The sequence below is a fragment of the Streptomyces sp. f51 genome (assembly GCF_037940415.1).
Lineage (GTDB): Bacteria > Actinomycetota > Actinomycetes > Streptomycetales > Streptomycetaceae > Streptomyces.
The window spans coordinates 6,491,870-6,512,197 of record NZ_CP149798.1 but is presented as its reverse complement, the minus strand read 5'-3'; the positions used below and the strand labels follow the sequence as shown (position 1 = coordinate 6,512,197).

The 20,328-nt window shown below is 69.4% G+C and carries 10 protein-coding genes; 5 read left to right on the top strand and 5 right to left on the bottom strand.

From position 1 onward, the window contains the following. Positions 1 to 238: 238 nt before the first annotated feature. Positions 239 to 2,197, bottom strand: coding sequence for a Xaa-Pro dipeptidyl-peptidase (locus WJM95_RS28195; RefSeq protein ID WP_339132730.1), 1,959 nt, complete (start codon positions 2,195 to 2,197; stop codon positions 239 to 241). Positions 2,198 to 2,379: 182 nt separating this feature from the next. On the opposite strand from WJM95_RS28195, the gene WJM95_RS28190 reads away from it, so the two are divergent. Both WJM95_RS28190 and WJM95_RS28185 read left to right on the top strand, forming a co-directional pair. Next, the gene (locus WJM95_RS28190; RefSeq protein WP_339132728.1) at positions 2,380 to 3,879 is read left to right on the top strand and encodes a M1 family metallopeptidase; all 1,500 of its coding nucleotides are present in this window, start codon (positions 2,380 to 2,382) and stop codon (positions 3,877 to 3,879) included. A 178-nt stretch (positions 3,880 to 4,057) separates the two neighbouring features. After that, complete coding sequence (locus tag WJM95_RS28185; RefSeq protein WP_339132726.1) at positions 4,058 to 4,540, top strand: hypothetical protein; 483 nt, start codon at positions 4,058 to 4,060, stop codon at positions 4,538 to 4,540. A gap of 707 nt (positions 4,541 to 5,247) precedes the next feature. On the opposite strand, the gene WJM95_RS28180 is transcribed toward WJM95_RS28185, so the two are convergent. Then, complete coding sequence (locus WJM95_RS28180; RefSeq protein ID WP_339132724.1) at positions 5,248 to 6,180, bottom strand: adenosine kinase; 933 nt, start codon at positions 6,178 to 6,180, stop codon at positions 5,248 to 5,250. Between the two features lie 185 nt (positions 6,181 to 6,365). Then, positions 6,366 to 8,603, bottom strand: coding sequence for an N-acetylmuramoyl-L-alanine amidase (locus tag WJM95_RS28175; RefSeq protein ID WP_339132722.1), 2,238 nt, complete (start codon positions 8,601 to 8,603; stop codon positions 6,366 to 6,368). 561 nt (positions 8,604 to 9,164) lie between these two features. On the opposite strand from WJM95_RS28175, the gene WJM95_RS28170 reads away from it, so the two are divergent. From WJM95_RS28170 to WJM95_RS28160, 3 genes are all read left to right on the top strand, one after another. Further along, a complete protein-coding gene (locus WJM95_RS28170; protein ID WP_339132720.1) occupies positions 9,165 to 15,323 on the top strand; it encodes a DNRLRE domain-containing protein in 6,159 nt (2,052 codons plus the stop codon). Positions 15,324 to 15,333: 10 nt separating this feature from the next. Then, complete coding sequence (locus WJM95_RS28165) at positions 15,334 to 15,828, top strand: hypothetical protein (protein WP_339132718.1); 495 nt, start codon at positions 15,334 to 15,336, stop codon at positions 15,826 to 15,828. A gap of 246 nt (positions 15,829 to 16,074) precedes the next feature. Then, positions 16,075 to 16,773 carry a MerR family transcriptional regulator gene (locus WJM95_RS28160; protein ID WP_339132716.1) on the top strand — a complete coding sequence of 233 codons (699 nt, stop codon included), beginning with the start codon at positions 16,075 to 16,077 and terminating at the stop codon, positions 16,771 to 16,773. 93 nt (positions 16,774 to 16,866) lie between these two features. Here WJM95_RS28160 and WJM95_RS28155 read toward each other — a convergent pair whose 3' ends face one another. Next, positions 16,867 to 19,059 carry a 3-hydroxyacyl-CoA dehydrogenase NAD-binding domain-containing protein gene (locus tag WJM95_RS28155; RefSeq protein WP_339132714.1) on the bottom strand — a complete coding sequence of 731 codons (2,193 nt, stop codon included), beginning with the start codon at positions 19,057 to 19,059 and terminating at the stop codon, positions 16,867 to 16,869. Positions 19,060 to 19,096: 37 nt separating this feature from the next. Beyond that, entirely contained in the window at positions 19,097 to 20,311 is a 1,215-nt protein-coding gene (locus tag WJM95_RS28150; RefSeq protein ID WP_339132712.1) for an acetyl-CoA C-acetyltransferase, read from the bottom strand. Between the last annotated feature and the right edge of the window lie 17 nt (positions 20,312 to 20,328).

Sequence of the window (20,328 nt, the reverse complement as noted above, 5' to 3'; positions counted from 1 at the left end):
GTGAGCCGAGCGGACGCGTGGGCATGGACGCGTGAGCCGAGCGGACGCGCGGGCATGGACGCGTGAGGCGGCCGGACTCGGGGCATCGGCGCGTGAGGCGGCCGGACTCGGGGGTCCGGCGCGTGAGGCGGCCGGACTCGGGGGTCCGGCCGCCTCACCTCTGCACCGCGGTACGCGGCCGCCCGGTTGACCGGCCCGTCAGCCGGTCAACCCGTCGGCGGATGAGCCGGGCGGTGGATCAGTGGGCCTCCCCCGGGACGCGGAGCGCGGTGCGCGGGGCGCGTACACCGTCGAGGACGGACGCGGCCGGGGCCGGCGCGGCCCCCTTGGTGGCCCGTTCGAACGCGTCCGCTCCGCCCACCAGGGGTACCCGGGCCGAGGTGCGGGACAGGTCGAGGGTGAGCGTCGGGGTGTCGGCGGGCGGATCGATGAGGTCCTTGTCGGTGCCCGCGACGATCAGCGCGAGCCGGTGCCCCTTCGGGACGACGTGGTCCGTGGCCGCCAGGTCCAGCGTGATGGTGTACGCCTTCCCCGGGGTGAGCGCGACGCCCTTGTCCGAGGCGTAGTTCCCGAGGTCGGCCCAGCCGCGGCTGACGACCGTGTAGTCGACGCCGGTCCTGGCGGCCTCGGTCGCCTTGTAGCAGGAGCTGTCGCCCGCCGTGCTCGCGCCCCAGCAGGTACGGCCGGTGAGGGTGTCGATCCCCTCACCGGAGCCGGCGTAGTCGCGGATCGTGTCCGGGCCGAGGTCGACCAGTACCGCCGAGAGGTGGGCGGTCGCGGTGGTGGGGGTGGCCGTGACGGTCACCCGGGAGGAGCCGGAGAGCCGCAGGTCGTGCGTCAGCGGCCCGGTGGTGAATCCGGCCTTGTCCGCGGTGGCCTGGTCGATGTGCGCGGCCCAGTCGGTCTCGCTGCGCGTCGGGTCGTCGGTGAACGTCTCGGTCCCGGAGCGGCGGGCGAGCCCGAGGGTGCCGACTCCCGGCTGCGCGCCCGCGCCCGGGCGCAGGGTCGTGGCGCTCGTGGTGCGGGGCGGCCAGACGGCGGAGGTGGTCCACTGGTCGGGGTGGCGTTCGATGTCCGCCATCGGCTCGCGGTCGACTCCGTTGTCGTAGCCGAGGAGTTCGTGGTCGAACCAGCGGTGCAGGGTGTCGACCCAGGCGGCACGGCGGAAGTCGAAGGGGTCGACGTGGCCGGTCTGGGAGAGCCAGATCTTGCGCTCGACACCGTGCCGGGCGAGGGCGTCCCACCACTGGCCGAAGTTCTTGGTCCGGACGTTCAGGTCCTGCATGCCGTGGACGAGGAAGACGCTGGCCTTCACCTTCGCGGCGTCCTTGACGTAGTCGCGCTCGGTCCACAGCGGGGTCCAGTCGCCGGTGCGCGGCGCCCCGTCCACCAGCTTCCGCTGCACGGACGCGCACTTGGCGGTGGCGTCGGGACTGTCGACGTAACCGGACAGCCAGTCGGGTCCCGAGTCGTAGAGCGGGGCGCCCTTGGCGAAGTAGTAGTCGTACCAGGAGGAGATGGCGCTGATCGGCACGATGGTCTTCAGGCCCCTGACGCCGGTGGCGGCGACGCCGTTGGCGATGGTGCCGTCCCAGCTCTTGCCGATCATCCCGGTCCTGCCGTTGGTCCAGGTGGCCCTCGCCGTGGCCGTGCCGGTACGGGTGGTGTAGCCCCTGGCACGGCCGTTGAGCCAGTCGATCACCGCCTTGGCGGACTGGATGTCGGAGCGGCCGCCGACGTCGACGCAGCCGTCGGAGCGGTTGGTCCCGGCGAGGTCGACGCCGACGAAGGCGTAGCCGCGCGGCACGAAGTAGTTGTCGTAGAAGAGCGGCATCTGCACGACGTGGCCGTTCGCGTCGTACGTCTTCTTCTGGCTCTCGTTGCCCCGTCCGCAGCAGGAGTAGTAGGGGCTGGCGTCCATGATCACCGGGACCTTGTGTCCCTGGCGGGCGGGTTCTGCGGGCCGGACGATGTCGACGGCGACACGATCGTGCTTCCCGTCGCCGTCACCGTCGAGACCGGTGTCGACCCAGACGGACTCACGGATCGCGTTCGCGTAGGAGTAGACCGGGGTGCTCTCCCTCGGGGCGCCGTGTGCGGCGGCCGGGACGAGGAAGGCGGCCATCAGGGCGGCGACGGCCGCCGTCGCGAGCGGTCTCCAGGTCATGAAGCGCGTGCGGCGCACTGATTTCGGCATGAGCGGAACGTACCCCGGTCAACTCTGCTGCGACAGAGGGTGTCTGACGGACCATCGGTTCGGGAGGGCTCATGTCGGCCGAATGGCGATCGTGTGACGGGGGTGGCCGTGGACATGACCGGGGCCCCAGGGACTGAATAGGCTCCGGACCGACTTCATGCCCCGACGACTTGGAGCTTGACGTGCACCGCAGACTCATCGCCCCGGGCGCCCTCGCCGCCTCCCTGCTGCTGGCGATCCCGGCATCGGCGGCAAGTTACACCCCGGGCGCACCGGGCATCGGCGACCCCTACTACCCGGCCTACGGCAACGGCGGATACGACGTCTCGCACTACGACCTGAGGCTCACGTACCAGCCCCGGACGGACGAGCTCGAGGGGACGGCCACGCTGCTGGCGACCACCACCCAGGACCTGTCCCGGTTCGATCTGGACTTTCTGCTCGATGTGAGCGAGGTGCGGGTCAACGGCGCGAAGGCGTCGTTCGCCACCTCGGGCCAGCACGAGCTGGAGATCACGCCGGCCAGGCCGCTGGCCAAGGGCACGCAGATCACCGTCGTCGTCCGCTACAGCGGAGTGCCGTCCACGAAGAGCGCGTACGGCTTCTCGACCTGGCACCGCACCCCGGACGGGGCGGTCGCGGCGGACGAGCCCGAGTCGGCGTGGTGGTGGTACCCGAGCAACGACCACCCGCTCGACAAGGCGACCTACGACGTGTCGGTGGCCGTCCCGGACGGCACCCAGGCGATCTCCAACGGCACGCTCCAGTCGACGAGTTCACGGCTCGGCTGGACCCGCTACAACTGGCGCTCCAACAAGCCGCAGGCGACGTATCTGACCACGCTCGCGGTGGGGAAGTTCGACATCACGACCGGCACGTCCGAGGGCGGTGTGCCGGTCGTCAACGCCTACAGCAAGGACCTCGGGGACAACGACGGGGCGGCGCGCGCCAGTGTCGAGCGCACCGGAGAGCTGGTCGACTGGCTGAGCGGCTACTTCGGGCCGTATCCCTTCAGTTCCGCGGGCGGCTATGTGCCCAACACCACCACCGGATACGCGCTGGAGACCCAGACCCGGGTGTACTACAGCCCGCGCCAGTTCGCGAACGGCTCCAACACCTCCGTCGTGGTACATGAGTTGGCGCACCAGTGGTTCGGCGACGACGTCTCGCTCAAGGGCTGGAAGGACATCTGGATCAACGAGGGCTTCGCGCGCTACGCGCAGTGGCTGTGGTCGGAGCACGAGGGCGAGGGCACGACGCAGGAGCTCGCGGACTACGTGTACGCCTCGCACCCGGCGGACGACGCCTTCTGGACGGTGGCACCCGGCGACCCGGGTCCCGACAACCAGTTCGACATCGCGGTCTACGACCGGGGCGCGCTGGCGGTGCAGGCACTGCGCAACCGGGTCGGCGACGACGCCTTCTTCGCCATCCTGAAGGGCTGGCCCAAGGAGCACCCGTACGGGAACGCCTCGGTGGCCGACTTCCGGGAGTACGCCGAGCAGGTGTCGGGCGTCCCGCTCTCGGCGCTCTTCGACACCTGGCTGTTCCAGCCGTCGAAGCCGGCGACACCCGCGGCCCGGAGCGCGGGAGTCGCCCCCGCCGCGGCGGCGAAGGGCCCGGTGACCCGGCCCACGTCGTGGAAGAAGATCGTCGCCACGGATTCGGTCCACTCGGGCTGAGGCACGCCGCCCGGGTACCGCTCCCGGGCTGAGGCACGCGGCCCGGGCAGGGCCGGATGTCGCGGTCCGGGTACGGCCGGATTCCGGATCCGGGCCGGACCCGGGGAAGGGGTGGCCCGGGATTCGCACCGGGTCGCCCCCTTGCCGTGTGCCGCCGGGGCTCCCTAGGGTCGCTGCCGTGCTGGAGAACATCATCGGGGGCCTGATCGTCGCCGGCCTCGGGGTCATCTGGAAGTACGTTCTCGTGCCCGCCGTCTACGTCTTCTACGGCCGTGGGGAGCCCGCCATATCCGGGCGCTGGGAGACCTTCGACGTCGCCGACTGCACCGGGCCCGCGATGGGCGAGATGATCATCAAGCAGAGGGGGCGTCATGTGCGCATGCACCTGACGCGAACCGTCAGCCGCAGCGGGCGGCCGATCAACAGGAAGATGACGTTCAAGGGCCGCTGGCAGTCGGAACAGCTCACCGCCACGTTCAACGACGACTCGGCCCACTACCGCGGGGGTGTCGTGGTGCTGCGCTGGGTCGCGTCGGCGCGGCCGGTCCTGCTGGCGGGGCGGGTCATGTACTGGGACCGCACACCGGACGCTGGCACGCCCGACACGGTGGACGCCCTGGGGATCGTCTCCAGCCCGTACGGTCTGAAGCGCAAGGACTGAGCGGCGGAGGCCGCGGCGACCGAGCGGCGGAGGCCGGACGTCTCTCGTACAGGACGTACCGGCCCTTCCTCGCGGCGTCCTGGCTGCTGCGCACATAGCTCCCGTCGCTCTCGCGCACCGAGGACGGATCGATCAGTCCGCTCAGCAGCGGCCCGAGTATTCGCCTCACCGCCGCCGGGTCGGCGACGCGGGCGAATCCGTTCTTCTCCAGAATCCTGCGCTGCGCCGCGTTGGCGGGGCGGACCTCGCTGAACTGGTAGGGGAACCGCCTCACCGTCTCCCGCACGAGGGAATGGCCCAGGCCACGGCCTCGGTGCCGGGGGTCGACGGCCGTGGCCGACCGTCTGCCGTCCTCCCTGACGTAGGAACAGCCGACGAGACGGGCCCTGTCTCCTTCGCCTTCGACGGCGAGCAGGAGACGGCATCCCTCTCCGTGGACCCGGGCCAGGTGGAGCTCGTCGCGATGGTTGAGCCGGCCGTACGAGACGCTCAGGAGGCCGAGCCATTCCTGCCGCCAGGCCGCGAAGACGACCGCGTCCTCGGGGCGCGAGAGGTCGAGCCACAGAAATCCGAGGTCGGGATCCTCGTCCGAGGAGGGCGCGTGCGCAGACATGCCGAGTCCCTGTCCGGGCCGGATCGCGTTGAACCGTCCTCGCCCGGAGCGGTTCCGGGGCCGGGACCCGGCGCGTCCGCCGGGACGGGCTCCGTCAGGAGAGTGCGGGATGCGCCGCCTGGGCGTCCGACTCGGCCGCCTGGTCGAGGAGTTCCGCGCGGCTGACGGCGTCGGCGCGGGTCGCGGGGACCGTGCAGGCGTAGGCGCCGGCGATCGCGCCGAACAAGGCGCAGCGGGCGAGCGGTTGGCCGGTCAGGCGGCCGTAGAGGAAGCCCGCGGCGAAGGAGTCCCCGGCGCCGTTCGAGTCGACGACCGGGGTGCGCGGCGGGACGACGGGGACGTGGGTCACCTCGTCGTCGGCCAGCATGTACGCGCCCTCGGCGCCGGCGGTGGCGACGACCACCTCGGCCCGGCCGCGCTCCACGATCCGCCGCATGGTGCGCTCGGGGTCGGTGAGGGCCGTGGCCGAGACGAACACGAGGTCGGCGGTGTAGGCGAACGGCTCGTGGTACGGGTTCTCGCCGTCCCAGTCGTGCAGGTCGGTCGAGATGGTCACCCCGGCCTCCCGCAGGACCGGCAGGGCGAAGGAGCACGGGTAGGTGATCGACACATGGGCGTGGCGGCTCGACGCGGCCAGTTCCCGTACCGCGTCCTCGGGCAGCCGGTCCGTCTCGCGCGCGCGGGTGTCGTCGTACAGGGACAGCCTGCGTCCGTCGGGGCCGACCAGGTTGACCGCGCGCTTGGTGCCCGCGGGCTGGGGGACGGCGGTGAACGGGATGCCCCGGTCGCGGTGCAGGGCCCGTACGAGCTCGCCCTCGGGGTCGTCGCCGAGCAGGTCCAGGTGGTGGGTGCGCAGCCCGAGGGAGTGCAGTCCGAGGGCGACGAAGTCACCGGTCTGTCCGGCGCGGGTCTCGATGCCCGGACGGATCATGTAGCTGTCGGCGTAGGGCAACGGCAGTTCGGGGACATGGACGATGGTGTCCACACCCGCACCACCCAGGACGAGGACATCGATGTCGCGGCTCATGACTCTCCCTCTCGAACGCGGGCAGTCGAGTGAACCAGTCCCTCGACGATCACGGCAAGGGGTTGCAGAAACTTCCGCAAACGCCGTCGGCCCTCGTCCCGGCACCCCTCGCGCCGACCAGCCGTGGCCGTGCACGGGCTGCCGGGCGGCGCGCGAGGCGCCGCCCGGCCAGGGGAAGGCGAGAACTATCCGAGGTAGACCAGTCCGTCGGTGGTAACGGTCGGACGCCCCGAGGTGCCCACCACCACGATCTTGACCGTGTGAGTGCCGCTCGCGGACCACGTCTTCGTCCACTGCACGGCGCGGTAGGCGGTGGCGGTCGACTTCAAGTCCACCGTGGTGGTTTTGACGCCGTCGACGTAGATGTCCGCCTGACCGGAGCCGACGGCGCGGGAGACCACCCATGCGACCGAGCGGCCGGTGAAGGTCCAGGTGAGTGCGGCGTTCTTGGCGGTGCTGCTGTAGGACTTGCCGCCCAGGTAGCTGCTGGACGTCTTCGTCGTCCAGGTACCGGTCCGGGTCGCGGCCGTTTCCTGGAGGATCGCCGGGGTGGCGGTCAGGGAGGCGGAAGCGGAGTTTCCGGCGAAGTCGTAGGCGGTCGTCGACCAGGTGCCGGCCGTACCGGAGTTCGCGGTCAGCGCGGCGCTCGTGACGGTCGGCCCGTAGGTGTGCGCGGACGGCTTGGTGAGGCGGACCTCCTTCAGGGCGCCGTTGTCGGCCGCCTTCCACGTCAGCGTCACGGGGACGGCGGTGGTGTCGACGGTTCCGGTACGCAGCGACAGCGACGGCTTGGTGGAGAAGGTCGGCGGGGTGGTCTCGGCGACGACGGTGGTGTCGGGCGTCATCGTCGTCTTCCCCGAGATGTGGGTGACGCGCACAGCCAGGGTGTGACTGCCCCGGGTGAGGGTCAGCGGGGCCGACGTCGCTGTCGGGCCGCCCGTGGTGGCGACCTTCCCGTCCACGAGCACGTCGAAGCGCCGGATGAAGGCCGACGGCGTCGAGGTCGTCCAGTTCACCGTGAGCGGGCCCTTGGTGTACTCCGTGGTGCCGGACAAGCCCGCACCGGTGAAGGGCTTGAGGATGAGTCCGGTGACGGGGCCGCCGGCCAGGGCACGGATCTCGGGTATGGAGGCGTACAGCTTGTTGCCGGGGCACTCGGTGGAGTAGCCGTCACGGTGACCCGAGATGCGGTAGAACGACGCGGTCTGACCGAGCTTGAACTTGCCGTTGTCCATACCGGCCGTCAGGTCGACCTGGCCCGTCGGGTCGTACTTGTACTGGCCGAGTTTCCACGCGGCGATCTGCGCGACCGAGGCTTTGGCGGCAGCGGAAGCGTCGATGGAGGAGTACTCGCCGAGGACGGCGATGCCGGCGGAGTTGGTGTTGAAACCCGGGTTGTGGGCCCCGATCACCGGCTGGTCCACGCCGCCCTTGCGACCCTCGAAAATGGTGCCGCACTTGTCCACCAGGAAGTTGTAGCCGATGTCCTTCCACCCGTTGCTCTCCATGTGATAGGCCCGGATGGCGCGGACCAGAGCGGCCGAATCGGCGCAGGTGTAGGTATTGGCGTCCACGGTGTGGTGGACGAAAACAACCTTGACCTCCGTGCCGTAGCCGGGCGCTTCGTCGTTCAGCGACTCATCGGCTCCCCACTGGGCCCGGGTCACGATGACGGGCCGCGGGGCCGTGGACGCCGGTGCCGGCGGCACTGTCGCGGTCGGTGAAGCGCTGACCGATGCGCTGGGCGTGTCCGTTGCAGCCGGGGCGCTGCTCGACACACTCTCGCCGGGCGAAGGCGACGCGGAATCGTCCACCGGCGTCGGGGACGTGGATTCGTCTTGCTCCGGTGGCGTGCTCACCTCGTCGGACGCGGTCGCGGTGACCTCGTCACTGGGCTCCGCGTCGACGGCGTACGCCACGGGGTCGGGGCTGACGGCAGCGGTGCCCTTACCCGGATCGACCATCTCCAGCCGAAGCCCTGCCGGAAGTACCGAGCCCCGTCCGTCGACGCGCACCTGTACGCCGTCCGACGAGCCCACCCAGGCCGGTTCGGTGGCGCCACGTCGGCTCTCCTCGGCGGCGGCACCGTGACCGCCGACGTCCAGCGACTTCCACGATCCCCAGTCACCGCTGCCGGTGCTGCGGGCGCGGACCTCGACGGAACCCGGCAGATCGGCCGTCGGCTTCGTCCAGGACAGGCCCACCAGACTGAACGGCCGCGTGTCGCGCCGGGATATCTCGGCGCGGTCGCCGTCGACCGGCAGGGCAACAGAGCGCACCTGAGCCCGCACCGGCCCCGTGACGGGCTTGTCCTCGCCGACGTCGTCCCTCCCGGACCCTCCTGAGAGGCCCTGCAAGACAGCGACGCCGCTCACCCCCGCTGTCATGACGGCGACAACAACCCACACTCTTCGTCTACTCATATCGTCCGGACGCCCCTCCACGCCTGACGGCATCGCACGCCGGGAGATCTCCTCAACCGGTGTGTGCCGCGGTTATCGGCCATCAGAGTAACGGGAAACATGGAGAGTCATTGCACACCGAAATGAACACAGGATATACAGCCCGGACCAAGAGGGGATAAAGAATCCCCTACCGGCCCCACAACGCCCATCCCCAGCCGAACCAGTAAAGCGTCAACGCAAAAAGGAATACAGACCTGCCTCACAACCAACCTCACAGGTATCGATGGCCGGATTCATCCCACACGTGGCTTGATCGAATGCATCGGCGACGCTTTGCCACCTTTTCGTATTTCATTTTAGAGATACTTTACCCGTAAAGTTTTAGGCAAAGTGATCTTGGTGTCACGGTGGGCATTTTCACCCCTTTTAGGCTCGGCTAGTTTTGCGGCTGCCCTGTTGATCTATGGGGTTTCCGTGGATGTAGGAGCTTGAATGGGCAAGAGAGCGTGGGCCAGGCACAGACCCGGCTTGTCCGGGTTTGCACGGAGCCGGGGCATAGCCGGTTCACTGGCGCTCACCATGGCGGTGACCGTGCTTTCGGGCGCGGAGAATGCCTGGAGTGTGGGCGAGGCACGACCGGAGGTCGCGAGCAAGGCTGCGAAACGTTACCCGTCGTCGGCCGCGGATCTGGCGTCGGCGCGCGTGCTGGCCCGGTTGTCCGGCAATAAGGTCGAGGCCTTGTCGGAGCGGACGGAGACCTCCACAACGTGGGTGAATCCCAATGGCTCGCTGACGACGGAGTTGGCAGCCGGGCCGGTGCGGTTCAAGGATGCGGGCAAGTGGCGCTCGGTCGATCTGGATCTGCGGGCGGTCGGGGGGCGGGTGGAGCCCAAGGCCCACCCGCGGGGCCTGCGTCTGGGCGGTGGCCAGGCCGCGTCGGCCGCCGTGAAGCGGTCCGCGTCGGCGGTACATGATCTGGTGACGCTGGGCGAGGGCGACCAGCAGATTGCCTTGCGGTGGAAGGGTGATCTGCCCAAGCCGAAGTTGAAGGGCAACCGTGCGACCTACGCGGGTGCCGCCTCCGGCGCGGATGTGGTCGTCGAGGCGACACGTACTGGCTTCGAGCAGTATGTCGTGCTCAAAGACCATCCGGGAAACGGCTACTCCTACACGCTGCCGCTGAAGGCCAAGGGCCTGAAGGTGCGCCAGCTGAAGGACGGGAGCCTGCTCTTCACGGACAAGAAGGGCATGAAGCGGGCGACCATGCCCGCCCCGGTGATGTGGGACGCGCGGGTGGACAAGGTGTCCGGCGAGCACACGCACCAGGCGCCGGTGAAGGTGAAGGTCGTCCGCGGCAAGGGGACGATCAATCTCGTCTTCACCCCTGACGCGAAGTTCCTCTCCGACCCCAACACGCAGTACCCGGTCACGGTCGACCCCTCGACCTCGGCGCTGTCCAACGTCTTCGACACCTACGTCCAGCAGGGCGAGACGGTCGACTGGTCCACCGACGTCGAACTGGACATGGGCAACCCGGGTACGACCAACAGCGACGGCACGCCGCGCACGGCCCGTTCTTTCATCACCTGGAACACCAAGCCGATCTCGGACGCGCTGGTCTCCAGCGCGAAGCTGAGCCTGTGGAACTTCCACTCGGGCAACACCGACTGTGCGGCCTACCCGTGGGGTGTCTACAGCACTGCCACGGCTTCCACAGCCTCGCGCTGGACCTCCCAGCCGACCTGGCCGACCACCGCCTCGGCGACGTCGACGGAGACCAAGGGCAACCCGGGCTGCACCTCGGCGCCGGACGGCTGGGTGAACGCGGATGTCACCAATCTGGTGCAGACGTGGGCATCGGCGAAGAACGCCACCTCCGGCATGGGCCTGCGTGCACCGAGTGAGACGACGACCGCGCAGTGGAAGCGGTTCAACTCGGCGAACGCCGCGTCGAATCCGCCGAAGCTGACGGTGACCTACAACTACCGGCCCAAGACCGGCACCGACCAGCAGGCCGGGCCGCCGTTCTTCCAGGACGCCTCCGGTGCCTGGTACGTCAATACCACGACGCCGACGCTGAGTGACACCTTCGTCGACGCCAACAACGACAAGGTCGACGGCACCTTCGAGATCGACGACGCCACCACCAACGCGCAGGTCGGCAACTATCTGGTGTCGTCGTTCGTGCCCTCTGGGCAGCCCGCGTCGGTGACGGTGCCCTCGGGTCTGCTCGCCAACGGCAAGACCTACAAGTTCCGCACCAACCCCTACGACGGGCTGCACTACAACAACGACTGGTCGGCGTACGCGACGTTCACCGTCGACACCTCCGCCCCGTCCGCACCGACCGCGGTGACCTCCACCGACTATCCCTCGGCCTCGTGGGTCAAGGGTGTCGGCCAAGCGGGCGTGTTCACGGTGACGCCCCCGTCGGGCGACCAGAACGGCATCGAGTGGTCACTGGACGGAACGACCTGGACGAAGGTGCCCACCTCCGGCACCACCCCGATCGGCATCACCGTCAAGCCCACCAAGGCCGGCACCAACACGCTCCAGGTGCGGGCGACCGACAAGGCCGACAACAAGTCCGAGGCCCTGTCCTACACCTTCCACGTCGGCCCCGGCGGTGTGACCAGCCCCGACGAAGGCACCCGCAGCGCTGCCCGGCTTCCGCTGAACGCCGAGGCGGACGGCTCGAAGTACGACAAGGCCACCTTCTCCTGGCGCCGCGGCGAGGCCGACACCTGGACCACCATCCCCGCGGGTGACGTGACGGTCGCGGGCCAGCCGCTGTCGGCCTGGCCGGTGGCCCTGACCAGCGGCAAGACCCCGAAGCTGACGTGGAACGCCACCTCCACCGTCAACCCGGACGGAGCGGTGCAGATCCGGGCCGACTTCACCGGCCCCTCCAGCGCCTCCGCCTCGTCGGACCCGGTCAACGCCACCATCGACCGCACCGCCGACGGAGCCGCGAGCGAGGACGTCGGACCGGGTTCGCTGAACCTGCTGACCGGCGACTACACCCTCTCCGACAACGACGCCTCCGCCTTCGCCCTGTCCGTCGACCGAACCGCCTCCTCCCGCTCGCCGCAGGCCGGGGCCGGCACCGGCCGGCAGGCACCGATCTTCGGAAAGGAATGGCTCTACGGCGCCTCCGGCGACCAGACCTCCACCCCGTGGACGGTGCTGCAAAAGACGTCGGCGACGTCGGTGAGCATCGGCGCGTCGGGCGACGACACGAACCTGAACTTCACCCAGAACGCAGCGAAGACCGGCTGGATACCCGAGGTCGGTGCCGAGGACTACACCCTCACCGGCGACTTCAGCACAACCTTCACCCTGAAGAACACCGAGGGTGAGGTAACGACGTTCACTCCGGCGGGCGCCAGCACCACGCTGTGGAACGCTGCCACCTCCTACCTGGACGGCCTGGCCAACACCACGACCACCACCGTCAGCGAAGCGGTCACCCTGGGCGAGAACAAGACCTCCCGCCCCAAACTGCTCATCGCCCCGACCTCGGCCGTCACGGCGTCGGCGTGCGCGGCCGACCCGTCGGTCAAGGGCTGCCGGGTGCTGCAATTCGTCTACGCCACCGCAACCACCGCTTCCGGCTCCGCGCTGGGCGACTTCAAGGACCAGGTCTCGGCGATCAAGCTGTGGTCGACCGTGCCCGGGGCCTCGCTGTCCACCGTGCAGACCATCGCCTCCTACGCCTATGACGACAGCGGACGGCTGCGCGAGCAGTGGGACCCCCGCATCAGCCCCGCGCTGAAGACCGCTTACACCTACGACAGCTCTGGCCGTGTCACTACGCTGACCCCGGCCGGACAACTGCCGTGGACCTTCGCCTACGGGCAGGCGGGATCCAACCCGGCCGCCGGTGACGGGATGCTGCTCAAGGCTTCCCGCTCGACGCTCACCCCGGGCAGTGCCAGCCAGACCAACGGCACCGCCGTCACCAGCATCGTCTACGGCGTCCCGCTGACCGGAGCGTCCGCACCGGAAGACCTCGGCGCCTCGGCCCTCGCCTCTTGGGCACAGACCGATTCTCCCAGTGACGCCACAGCAGTCTTCCCCGCGGACCAGGTACCGGCAGGCAACGACGGCAGCGCCCTGACCGCCGGCTCCTACACCCGGGCCGGCATCCACTACCTGGACGCCTCCGGCCGCGAGGTCAACGAGGCCACCCCCGGCCACCACATCACGGTCACCGAGTACGACCAGTTCGGCAACACGATCCGTTCACTGACCGCGGGCAACCGCGAACTGGCCCTGGGCACCACTGCGAACCAGAAGACGGAACTGACCGGGCTGGGCATCAGCAGCCTCGTCTCCGCCGAACGGGCCCAGCTGCTGTCCACCACCAGCGTCTACAACGACACCGGCACCCGCGAAGTGGAAGAGGACGGCCCGGTCCACCAGACCGTGCTCGGCGCCAAGCTGCTCAGCGGCGCCACCACCGTCGCCCAGGCCGGCAGCAAGGTCATCGCCCGCACCCAGACCCTCAAGGAGTACGACAGCGGCCGCCCCACCGACGGCACCGCCTCGGTCAAGGACCAGATCACCAAGCAGACCACCGGCGCCCAGCTGCGAGCCTGGCCGACGCTGACCGCCGACCCGCGTGTGGTGGCGACCGGCTTCGACTGGGCCAAGGGCGTGGCCACCACCAGCACCCAGGACCCCGGCGGACTGGCACTGACCACGACCACCACCTACGACGACCAGGGCCGCGTCACCAAGACACAGCTTCCCGCCTCCACCGGCACCGACGCGGGTGCGACGCAGACCACCTACTATTCCGCCACCGGAACGGGCACCTGCAACGGCCGCCCGGAATGGGCGGACCTGGTCTGCCAGACCGCACCCGTGGGCGTGATCACCGGCGGCGGCACCAACCCCGCCCAGCTGCCGACCAAGACGACCGAGTACACCGTCGACGGACAGGTCGCCAAGCTGACCGAGACCGCCAACGGCACCACCCGCACCACCGCCAACGGCTACGACAGCGCCGGCCGTCCCACCACCGTCACCATCACCGGCGGACTCGGCTCGGCCGTACCGGCCACCACCACCGGCTACGACGCGGCGACCGGTCTCGCGATCACGCAGACCTCCACCGCAGGCGGCACCATCAGCAAGACCTTCGACCAGCTCGGTCGACAGATGACGTACACCGACGCCGACGCGGCCACCACCACCACCGAGTACGACGCCCTCGACCGCCCGTCGAAGACCACCGACACGGTTCCCTCAACGACCACCTACACCTACGACACCGCCATCGACCCGCGCGGCCTGACCACTTCGGTCACCGACTCGGTCGCCGGTACCTTCACCGCCCGCTACGACGCTGACGGCGACGTGGCCACCCAGACCCTGCCCGGCGGTTACACCCAGAGCGACGAGCAGGACACCACCGGCTCGCCCACCGCCCGCAGCTACACCCGCACCAGCGACGGCACCGTCCTCGCGGCCGACACCGTCAGCGAGAACACCCACAGCCAGATCGTCGCCCACGGCGGCACCCCCGGCGTCACCGCCTCCCAGGCCTACACCTACGACAAAACCGGCCGCCTCACCCAGGTCCAGGACACCGGCGCCGACGCCGTCTGCACCACCCGCACCTACACCTTCGACAAGAACAGCAACCGCAAGACCCTCGCCACCGTCGCCGCCGACACCGGCCTGGACTGCACCACCACCGGCGCCACCACCACCAGCTCCACCTACGACAGCGCCGACCGAATCGTCGACACCGGCTACTCCTACGACAATCTCGGCCGTACCACCGCCCTCCCAGGCACCACCCTCGCCTACTACAACAGCGACCTCGTCCAGCAGCAGACCGCCGGCACCCAGCGTCAGACCTGGACCCTCGACTCCGACCTCCGCTTCCGCGGCTGGACCACCGAAACCAACGCCTCCGGCACCTGGACCCAGACAGCCGCCAGGACCAACCACTACGACTCCGACAGCGACAGCCCCCGCTGGATCACCGAAGACACCAGCGGCAACCTCACCCGCAACATCGATGGCCCCGCAGGAGACCTCGCCGCCACCAGCACCAAGACCGGCGCCACCGTCCTGCAACTCGCCAACCTCCACGGCGACATCACCTTGCAACTCCCCTTGGACACCGCCGTCGCCCCGACCGTCCTGGACAGCGACGAGTACGGCAACCCCCGCGCCGGACAGCAGCCCACCCGCTACGGCTGGCTCGGGGCCAAGGCTCGCTCCTCCGAGACTCTCACCGGTCTCACCCTCATGGGCGTCCGCCTGTACAACCCCGCCACAGGACGCTTCCTCTCCGTCGATCCCGTGGCCGGCGGCAACGCCAACGCCTACGAATACTGCACGGCCGATCCCGTCAACTGCTTTGACCTCAACGGGCAGTGGGGATGGCGAAGGATTTACCATCGCAGTACGCGCTTCTACTGCGACTGGATCGACTGGTGCAAGTCGTACTCAGGGGCTGCCGCAGGTGCCTACTTCCGGAAGACGAAGAAGAACAAGACCAACTCCGGCGGCAACTACAAAACGAGGGAAGAGGCAGAGCGACGCGCGCGAGCGGCAGCGAAAAGCGGCGGACGCTGCCGATATCGAGGAGTCTGCGGAGCGGGCGACCACGTACACGTCGACTTCTACAACAAATGGGGGGAGATAATGCACACGAAGCACTATCGATGGACCACGAAGAATGTAATAAAGGGGATAATCAAGGGCTTCAAGCCGTGAGGGGCCGCACATGACTGACACGGGCGATGAACGGAATCTGCTGTCACTGGCCGAGGAGATCGCGCAGGCGGTGCAACGTCACGCGCTCATGGCCAGCTACGCCTCCGACGACCCCGGGGCACTGGCGGTTGAAGCCGGAAACATTCGGGAGTTGATGGCGCGCTACGGCAGCCTGCTCGGCGATACGCACGAGAACCCGAAGAATCCGTTCAGAGGGTTGACGGACACGCGCACTGCGCCGGCCGCTTCACGAAGTGTGGCGAAGAACGAGATCGAACTGAACGTTTCCTATCGTCTGGTTGTTGTGGATACGAGCAAAGCCGTGGAGCTCGCGCACAACCTCGCCAGGGCGAAAGGCAGCAAATCAGCGTGCGTGGCGCCTGATAGCGCCGACTCGGATCTCATCTCCGCTCTCTTCATGATCGACGGCTGGGATCCTGGGCGGTACGGCCAGGATGCCGTGCACCTCCTCGAGGAATCCTGGCAATGTAAATTCGCCAAGTAGCGTCGATCCCCTTTCCGTCTCCACGGCCCTGCGGTCGGCGGGCGTTCACATCGCCCATTCGACCGCAGGGCCGTTCCTTTATGGACAGGCAACTCGTCGAACCTGGTCACGGAGGTCAAAGCCACGACCCGCGCCACTCCTGGACGGCAGCTTTCACAACACTGGTGGGACAGCACTACTGTTGCACCGTGCCGTCAGCCGTCACCATGGGCGTGCGCCGCACGACGCGAGAGGCGAGGACCTGCGATGACGACGGACACCGGGGAGCCGACGCTCACGGTCGACGAGCTGGCCGCACGGGCGGGTGTCACGGTCCGCACGGTCCGCTTCTACAGCGCCAGGGGCCTGCTGCCTCCGCCCGTGATCGGGCACCGCAGGGTGGGCCACTACAGCCAGGAGCATCTGGCGCGGCTCGCGCTCATCGAGGAGTTGCAGCACCAGGGCATGACACTGGCGGCGATCGAGCGCCGGCTGACGCAGCTGCCGCCCGGTCTGAGCGCGCACGACCTCGCCATCCACCGTGCCGTGGTGGCCTCCTGGGCGCCGGACGCGATGGAGGACGTGACCCGGGAGGAGCTGGAACGCCGGGCCGGACGGCCCCTCCGCGAGGCGGACCTGGAGCGGCTCGCCGCGATGAGCGTCGTCGAGGTGACGGGTGACGCCGTCCGGCTGGACCCCGGTCTGCTGAAGCTCGGCCTGGAACTCCTGGACGTACCGATCGCGGACGAGGCGATCCTCGCCGCGCGCGCCGTCCTGCTGGAGCACGCGCGCGCGGCGGCCCGCGAACTGTCCGATCTGCTGCGCGAGGCCGTGGGCGAGCAGGAGTCCGTGGCGGCCGTGAAGTCGCTGTCGGCGCACATGCAGCCGCTGGTGGTGCAGGCGCTGCTGACCGCGTTCCAGCGGTCGCTGAAGGACGAACTGCGGGAGTGGCTCAAGGAGTCCTGACCGCGGACGCGGACGGTGCGGCCACGGGTGGGCCCGCCCCGCGTCCGTACAGGGGTGGGCCCGCGTCCGGTCGGGCGCGGGCCCACGGTCCGGTCAGGTCGCGTCGGTGAACCGTTCGCCGTTCTCGGCCTTCTCGACGAGCAGGGCCGGCGGGAGGAAGCGGTCGCCGTAGCGCTCCGCGAGTTCCCGCGCGCGGGCCACGAACGCGGCCGGACCCGTCCCGGTCCCGCCCTCGTAGCCGTTGACGTACTGAAGGACGCCGCCGGTCCAGCCGGGGAAGCCGATCCCGAGGATGGAGCCGATGTTGGCGTCGGCCACGGACGTCAGGACGCCTTCCTCCAGGAGCCGGACGGTGTCCAGCGCCTCGGAGAAGAGCATGCGCTCCTTCATGTCCTCGAACGGGATCTCGTGCCCCGCCTTGGTGAAGTGCTCGCGCAGACCGGGCCAGAGCAGACCCCGCTTGCCGTCCTCGCCGTACTCGTAGAAGCCGGCGCCGCCGCTGCGCCCGGGGCGCCCGAACTCGTCCACCATGCGGTCGATGACGGCCTCGGCCGGGTGCGTCTCCCAGGTGCCGCCCGCCTCCTCGACGGCCTGCTTCGACTCCTTGCGGATCTTCCGCGGCAGGGTGAGCGTCAGCTCGTCCATCAGCGAGAGGACCTTGGCCGGGTAGCCGGCCTGGGCGGCGGCCTGCTCGACGGAGGCGGGCTCGACGCCCTCGCCGACCATCGCCACACCCTCGTTGATGAAGTGGCCGATGACCCGGGAGGTGAAGAAGCCGCGCGAGTCGTTCACGACGATAGGCGTCTTCCTGATCTGGCGGACCAGGTCGAAGGCACGCGCCAGGGTCTCGTCGCCGGTGCGCTCGCCCTTGATGATCTCCACCAGCGGCATCTTGTCGACCGGGGAGAAGAAGTGCAGCCCGATGAAGTCCTCCTGCCGCTCCACGCCCTCGGCGAGCGCGGTGATGGGCAGGGTGGAGGTGTTGGAGCAGAGCAGCGCGTCGGGCTCGACGATGTTCTGGATCTCCTGGAACACCTTGTGCTTGAGCGCGGTGTCCTCGAAGACCGCCTCGATCACGGCGTCGCAGCCCGCGAGGTCGTTCGGGTCGGCGGTGGGCGTGATGCGGGCGAGCAGCGCGTCGGCCTTCTCCTGCGTCGTACGGCCCCGGGAGACCGCCTTGGCGCAGAGCTTCTCGGAGTACGCCTTGCCCTTGGCCGCCGCTTCGGCGGTGACGTCCTTGAGGACGACCTCGATGCCCGCGAGGGCGCACGAGTAGGCGATGCCCGCGCCCATCATCCCGGCGCCGAGGACGGCGGCCCTGCGGACCGGGCGGGGCTCGATGCCCTGGGGACGGTTGGCGCCGGAGTTGACGGCCTGGAGGTCGAAGAAGAAGGCCTGGATCATGTTCTTCGAGGTCTGGCCCGCGGCCAGTTCGACGAAGTACCGGGCCTCGATGACCTGGGCGGTCTCGAAGTCGACCTGGGAGCCCTCGACGGCGGCCGCGAGGATGTTGCGCGGGGCCGGGTAGGGGGCGCCGCCCGTCTGCTTGCGCAGGCTGGCCGGGAAGGCGGGCAGGTTGGCCGCGAACTTCGGGTTCGACGGGGTGCCGCCGGGGATGCGGTAGCCCGGCTTGTCCCAGGGCTGCTGCGACTCGGGGTTGGCGTCGATGAACGCGCGGGCCTTGGCGAGCAGTTCCTCGGGGGTGGCGGCGACCTCGTGGACGAGGCCGTTGTCCCGGGCGCGCGTCGCGTTGTACTGCGTGCCCTGGAGGAGGACCTTCAGCAGGGCGTCGGCGATGCCGAGCAGGCGCACGGTGCGGACGACCCCGCCGCCTCCGGGGAGCAGACCGAGGGTGACCTCGGGACAGCCGATCCTGGTGCCGGAGGTGTCGAGGGCGACCCGGTGGTGGCAGGCGAGCGCGAGCTCGAAGCCGCCGCCCAGGGCAGCGCCGTTGATCGCGGCGACGACCGGCTTGCCCAGGGTCTCGATGCGGCGCAGGTTGCGCTTGATGGCGAGGCCGCCGTCGAAGAGGTCCTGGGCGGTCTCGGGGGTGACCCGGATGAGGTCGCGCAGGTCGCCGCCCGCGAAGAAGGTCTTCTTGGCGGAGGCGAAGATGACGCCGCGGATCGAGTCCTTCTCGGCCTCCAGGCGGTCGGTGACCGCGGCGAGGGAGGCGCGGAAGGCCGCGTTCATGGTGTTGGCGGACTGGTTGGGGTCGTCGAGGACGAGGGTGACGACGCCGGTCTCGTCCTGTTCCCAGCGGATGGTGGTGGGCTCAGTGCTCATCAGGGATGCTCCGTAGATCCTGGATCCGTTGGGAAGGTCAGACGCGCTCGACGATGGTGGCGATGCCCATGCCGCCGCCCACGCACAGGGTGGCGAGGCCGTACCGCTTGTCCTGGCGCTCCAGTTCGTCGACGAGGGTGCCGAGGATCATCGCGCCGGTGGCGCCGAGGGGGTGGCCGAGCGCGATGGCGCCGCCGTTGACGTTGACCTTGTCCAGCGACAGGCCCATGTCCTTCACGAAGCGCAGGACGACGGCCGCGAAGGCCTCGTTGATCTCGACGAGGTCGATGTCGTCGATGGTCAGGCCGGCCTTGGCGAGCGCCTTGCGGGTCGCGGGCGCGGGACCGGTGAGCATGATGGTCGGCTCGGAGCCGGACACGGCGGCGGAGACGATCCGGGCGCGCGGGGTCAGGCCGTAGCGCTCGCCGACCTCCTTGGAGCCGATGGCGACCAGCGAGGCGCCGTCCACGATGCCGGAGGAGTTGCCCGCGTGGTGGACGTGGTCGATCTTCTCGACCCAGTGGTACTTCTGGAGCGCGACCGCGTCGAATCCGCCCAGTTCACCGATGTCCGCGAACGAGGGCTTCAACTTCGCCAGCGAGTCGGCGGTGGTGCCGGGGCGCAGGAACTCGTCGTGGTCGAGGACCGTGAGGCCGCCACGGTCCGTGACGGGGACGATCGACCGGTCGAAGCGGCCGTCCTTGACGGCGGCGGCGGCACGCTCCTGGGAGAGGGCCGCGTACTCGTCGACGTCGCGGCGGGAGAAGCCCTCGATGGTGGCGATGAGGTCGGCGCCGATGCCCTGCGGCACGAAGTTGGTGGCCAGGTTGGTCATCGGGTCGGCGAACCAGGCGCCGCCGTCCGAGGCCATCGGCACCCGCGACATCGACTCGACGCCGCCCGCCAGGACGAGGTCCTCCCAGCCCGAACGGACCTTCATCGCCGCCATGTTGACGGCTTCCAGGCCCGAGGCACAGAAGCGGTTCTCCTGGACGCCGGCCACCGTGTCGGGCAGTCCGGCGGCGATGGCCGCGATCCGGGCGATGTCGGAGCCCTGGTCGCCGACGGGGCCGACGACACCGAGCACGATGTCGTCGACGGCGGCCGGGTCGAGGCCCGGGAAGCGCCGCTTCACCTCGTGGATGAGCCCGACGACCAGGTCGATGGGCTTGGTTCCGTGCAGGGAACCGTTCTGCTTGCCGCGACCGCGCGGGGTGCGGATCGCGTCGTACACGTACGCTTCGGTGCTCACTGGTAAGCCTTTCGAAG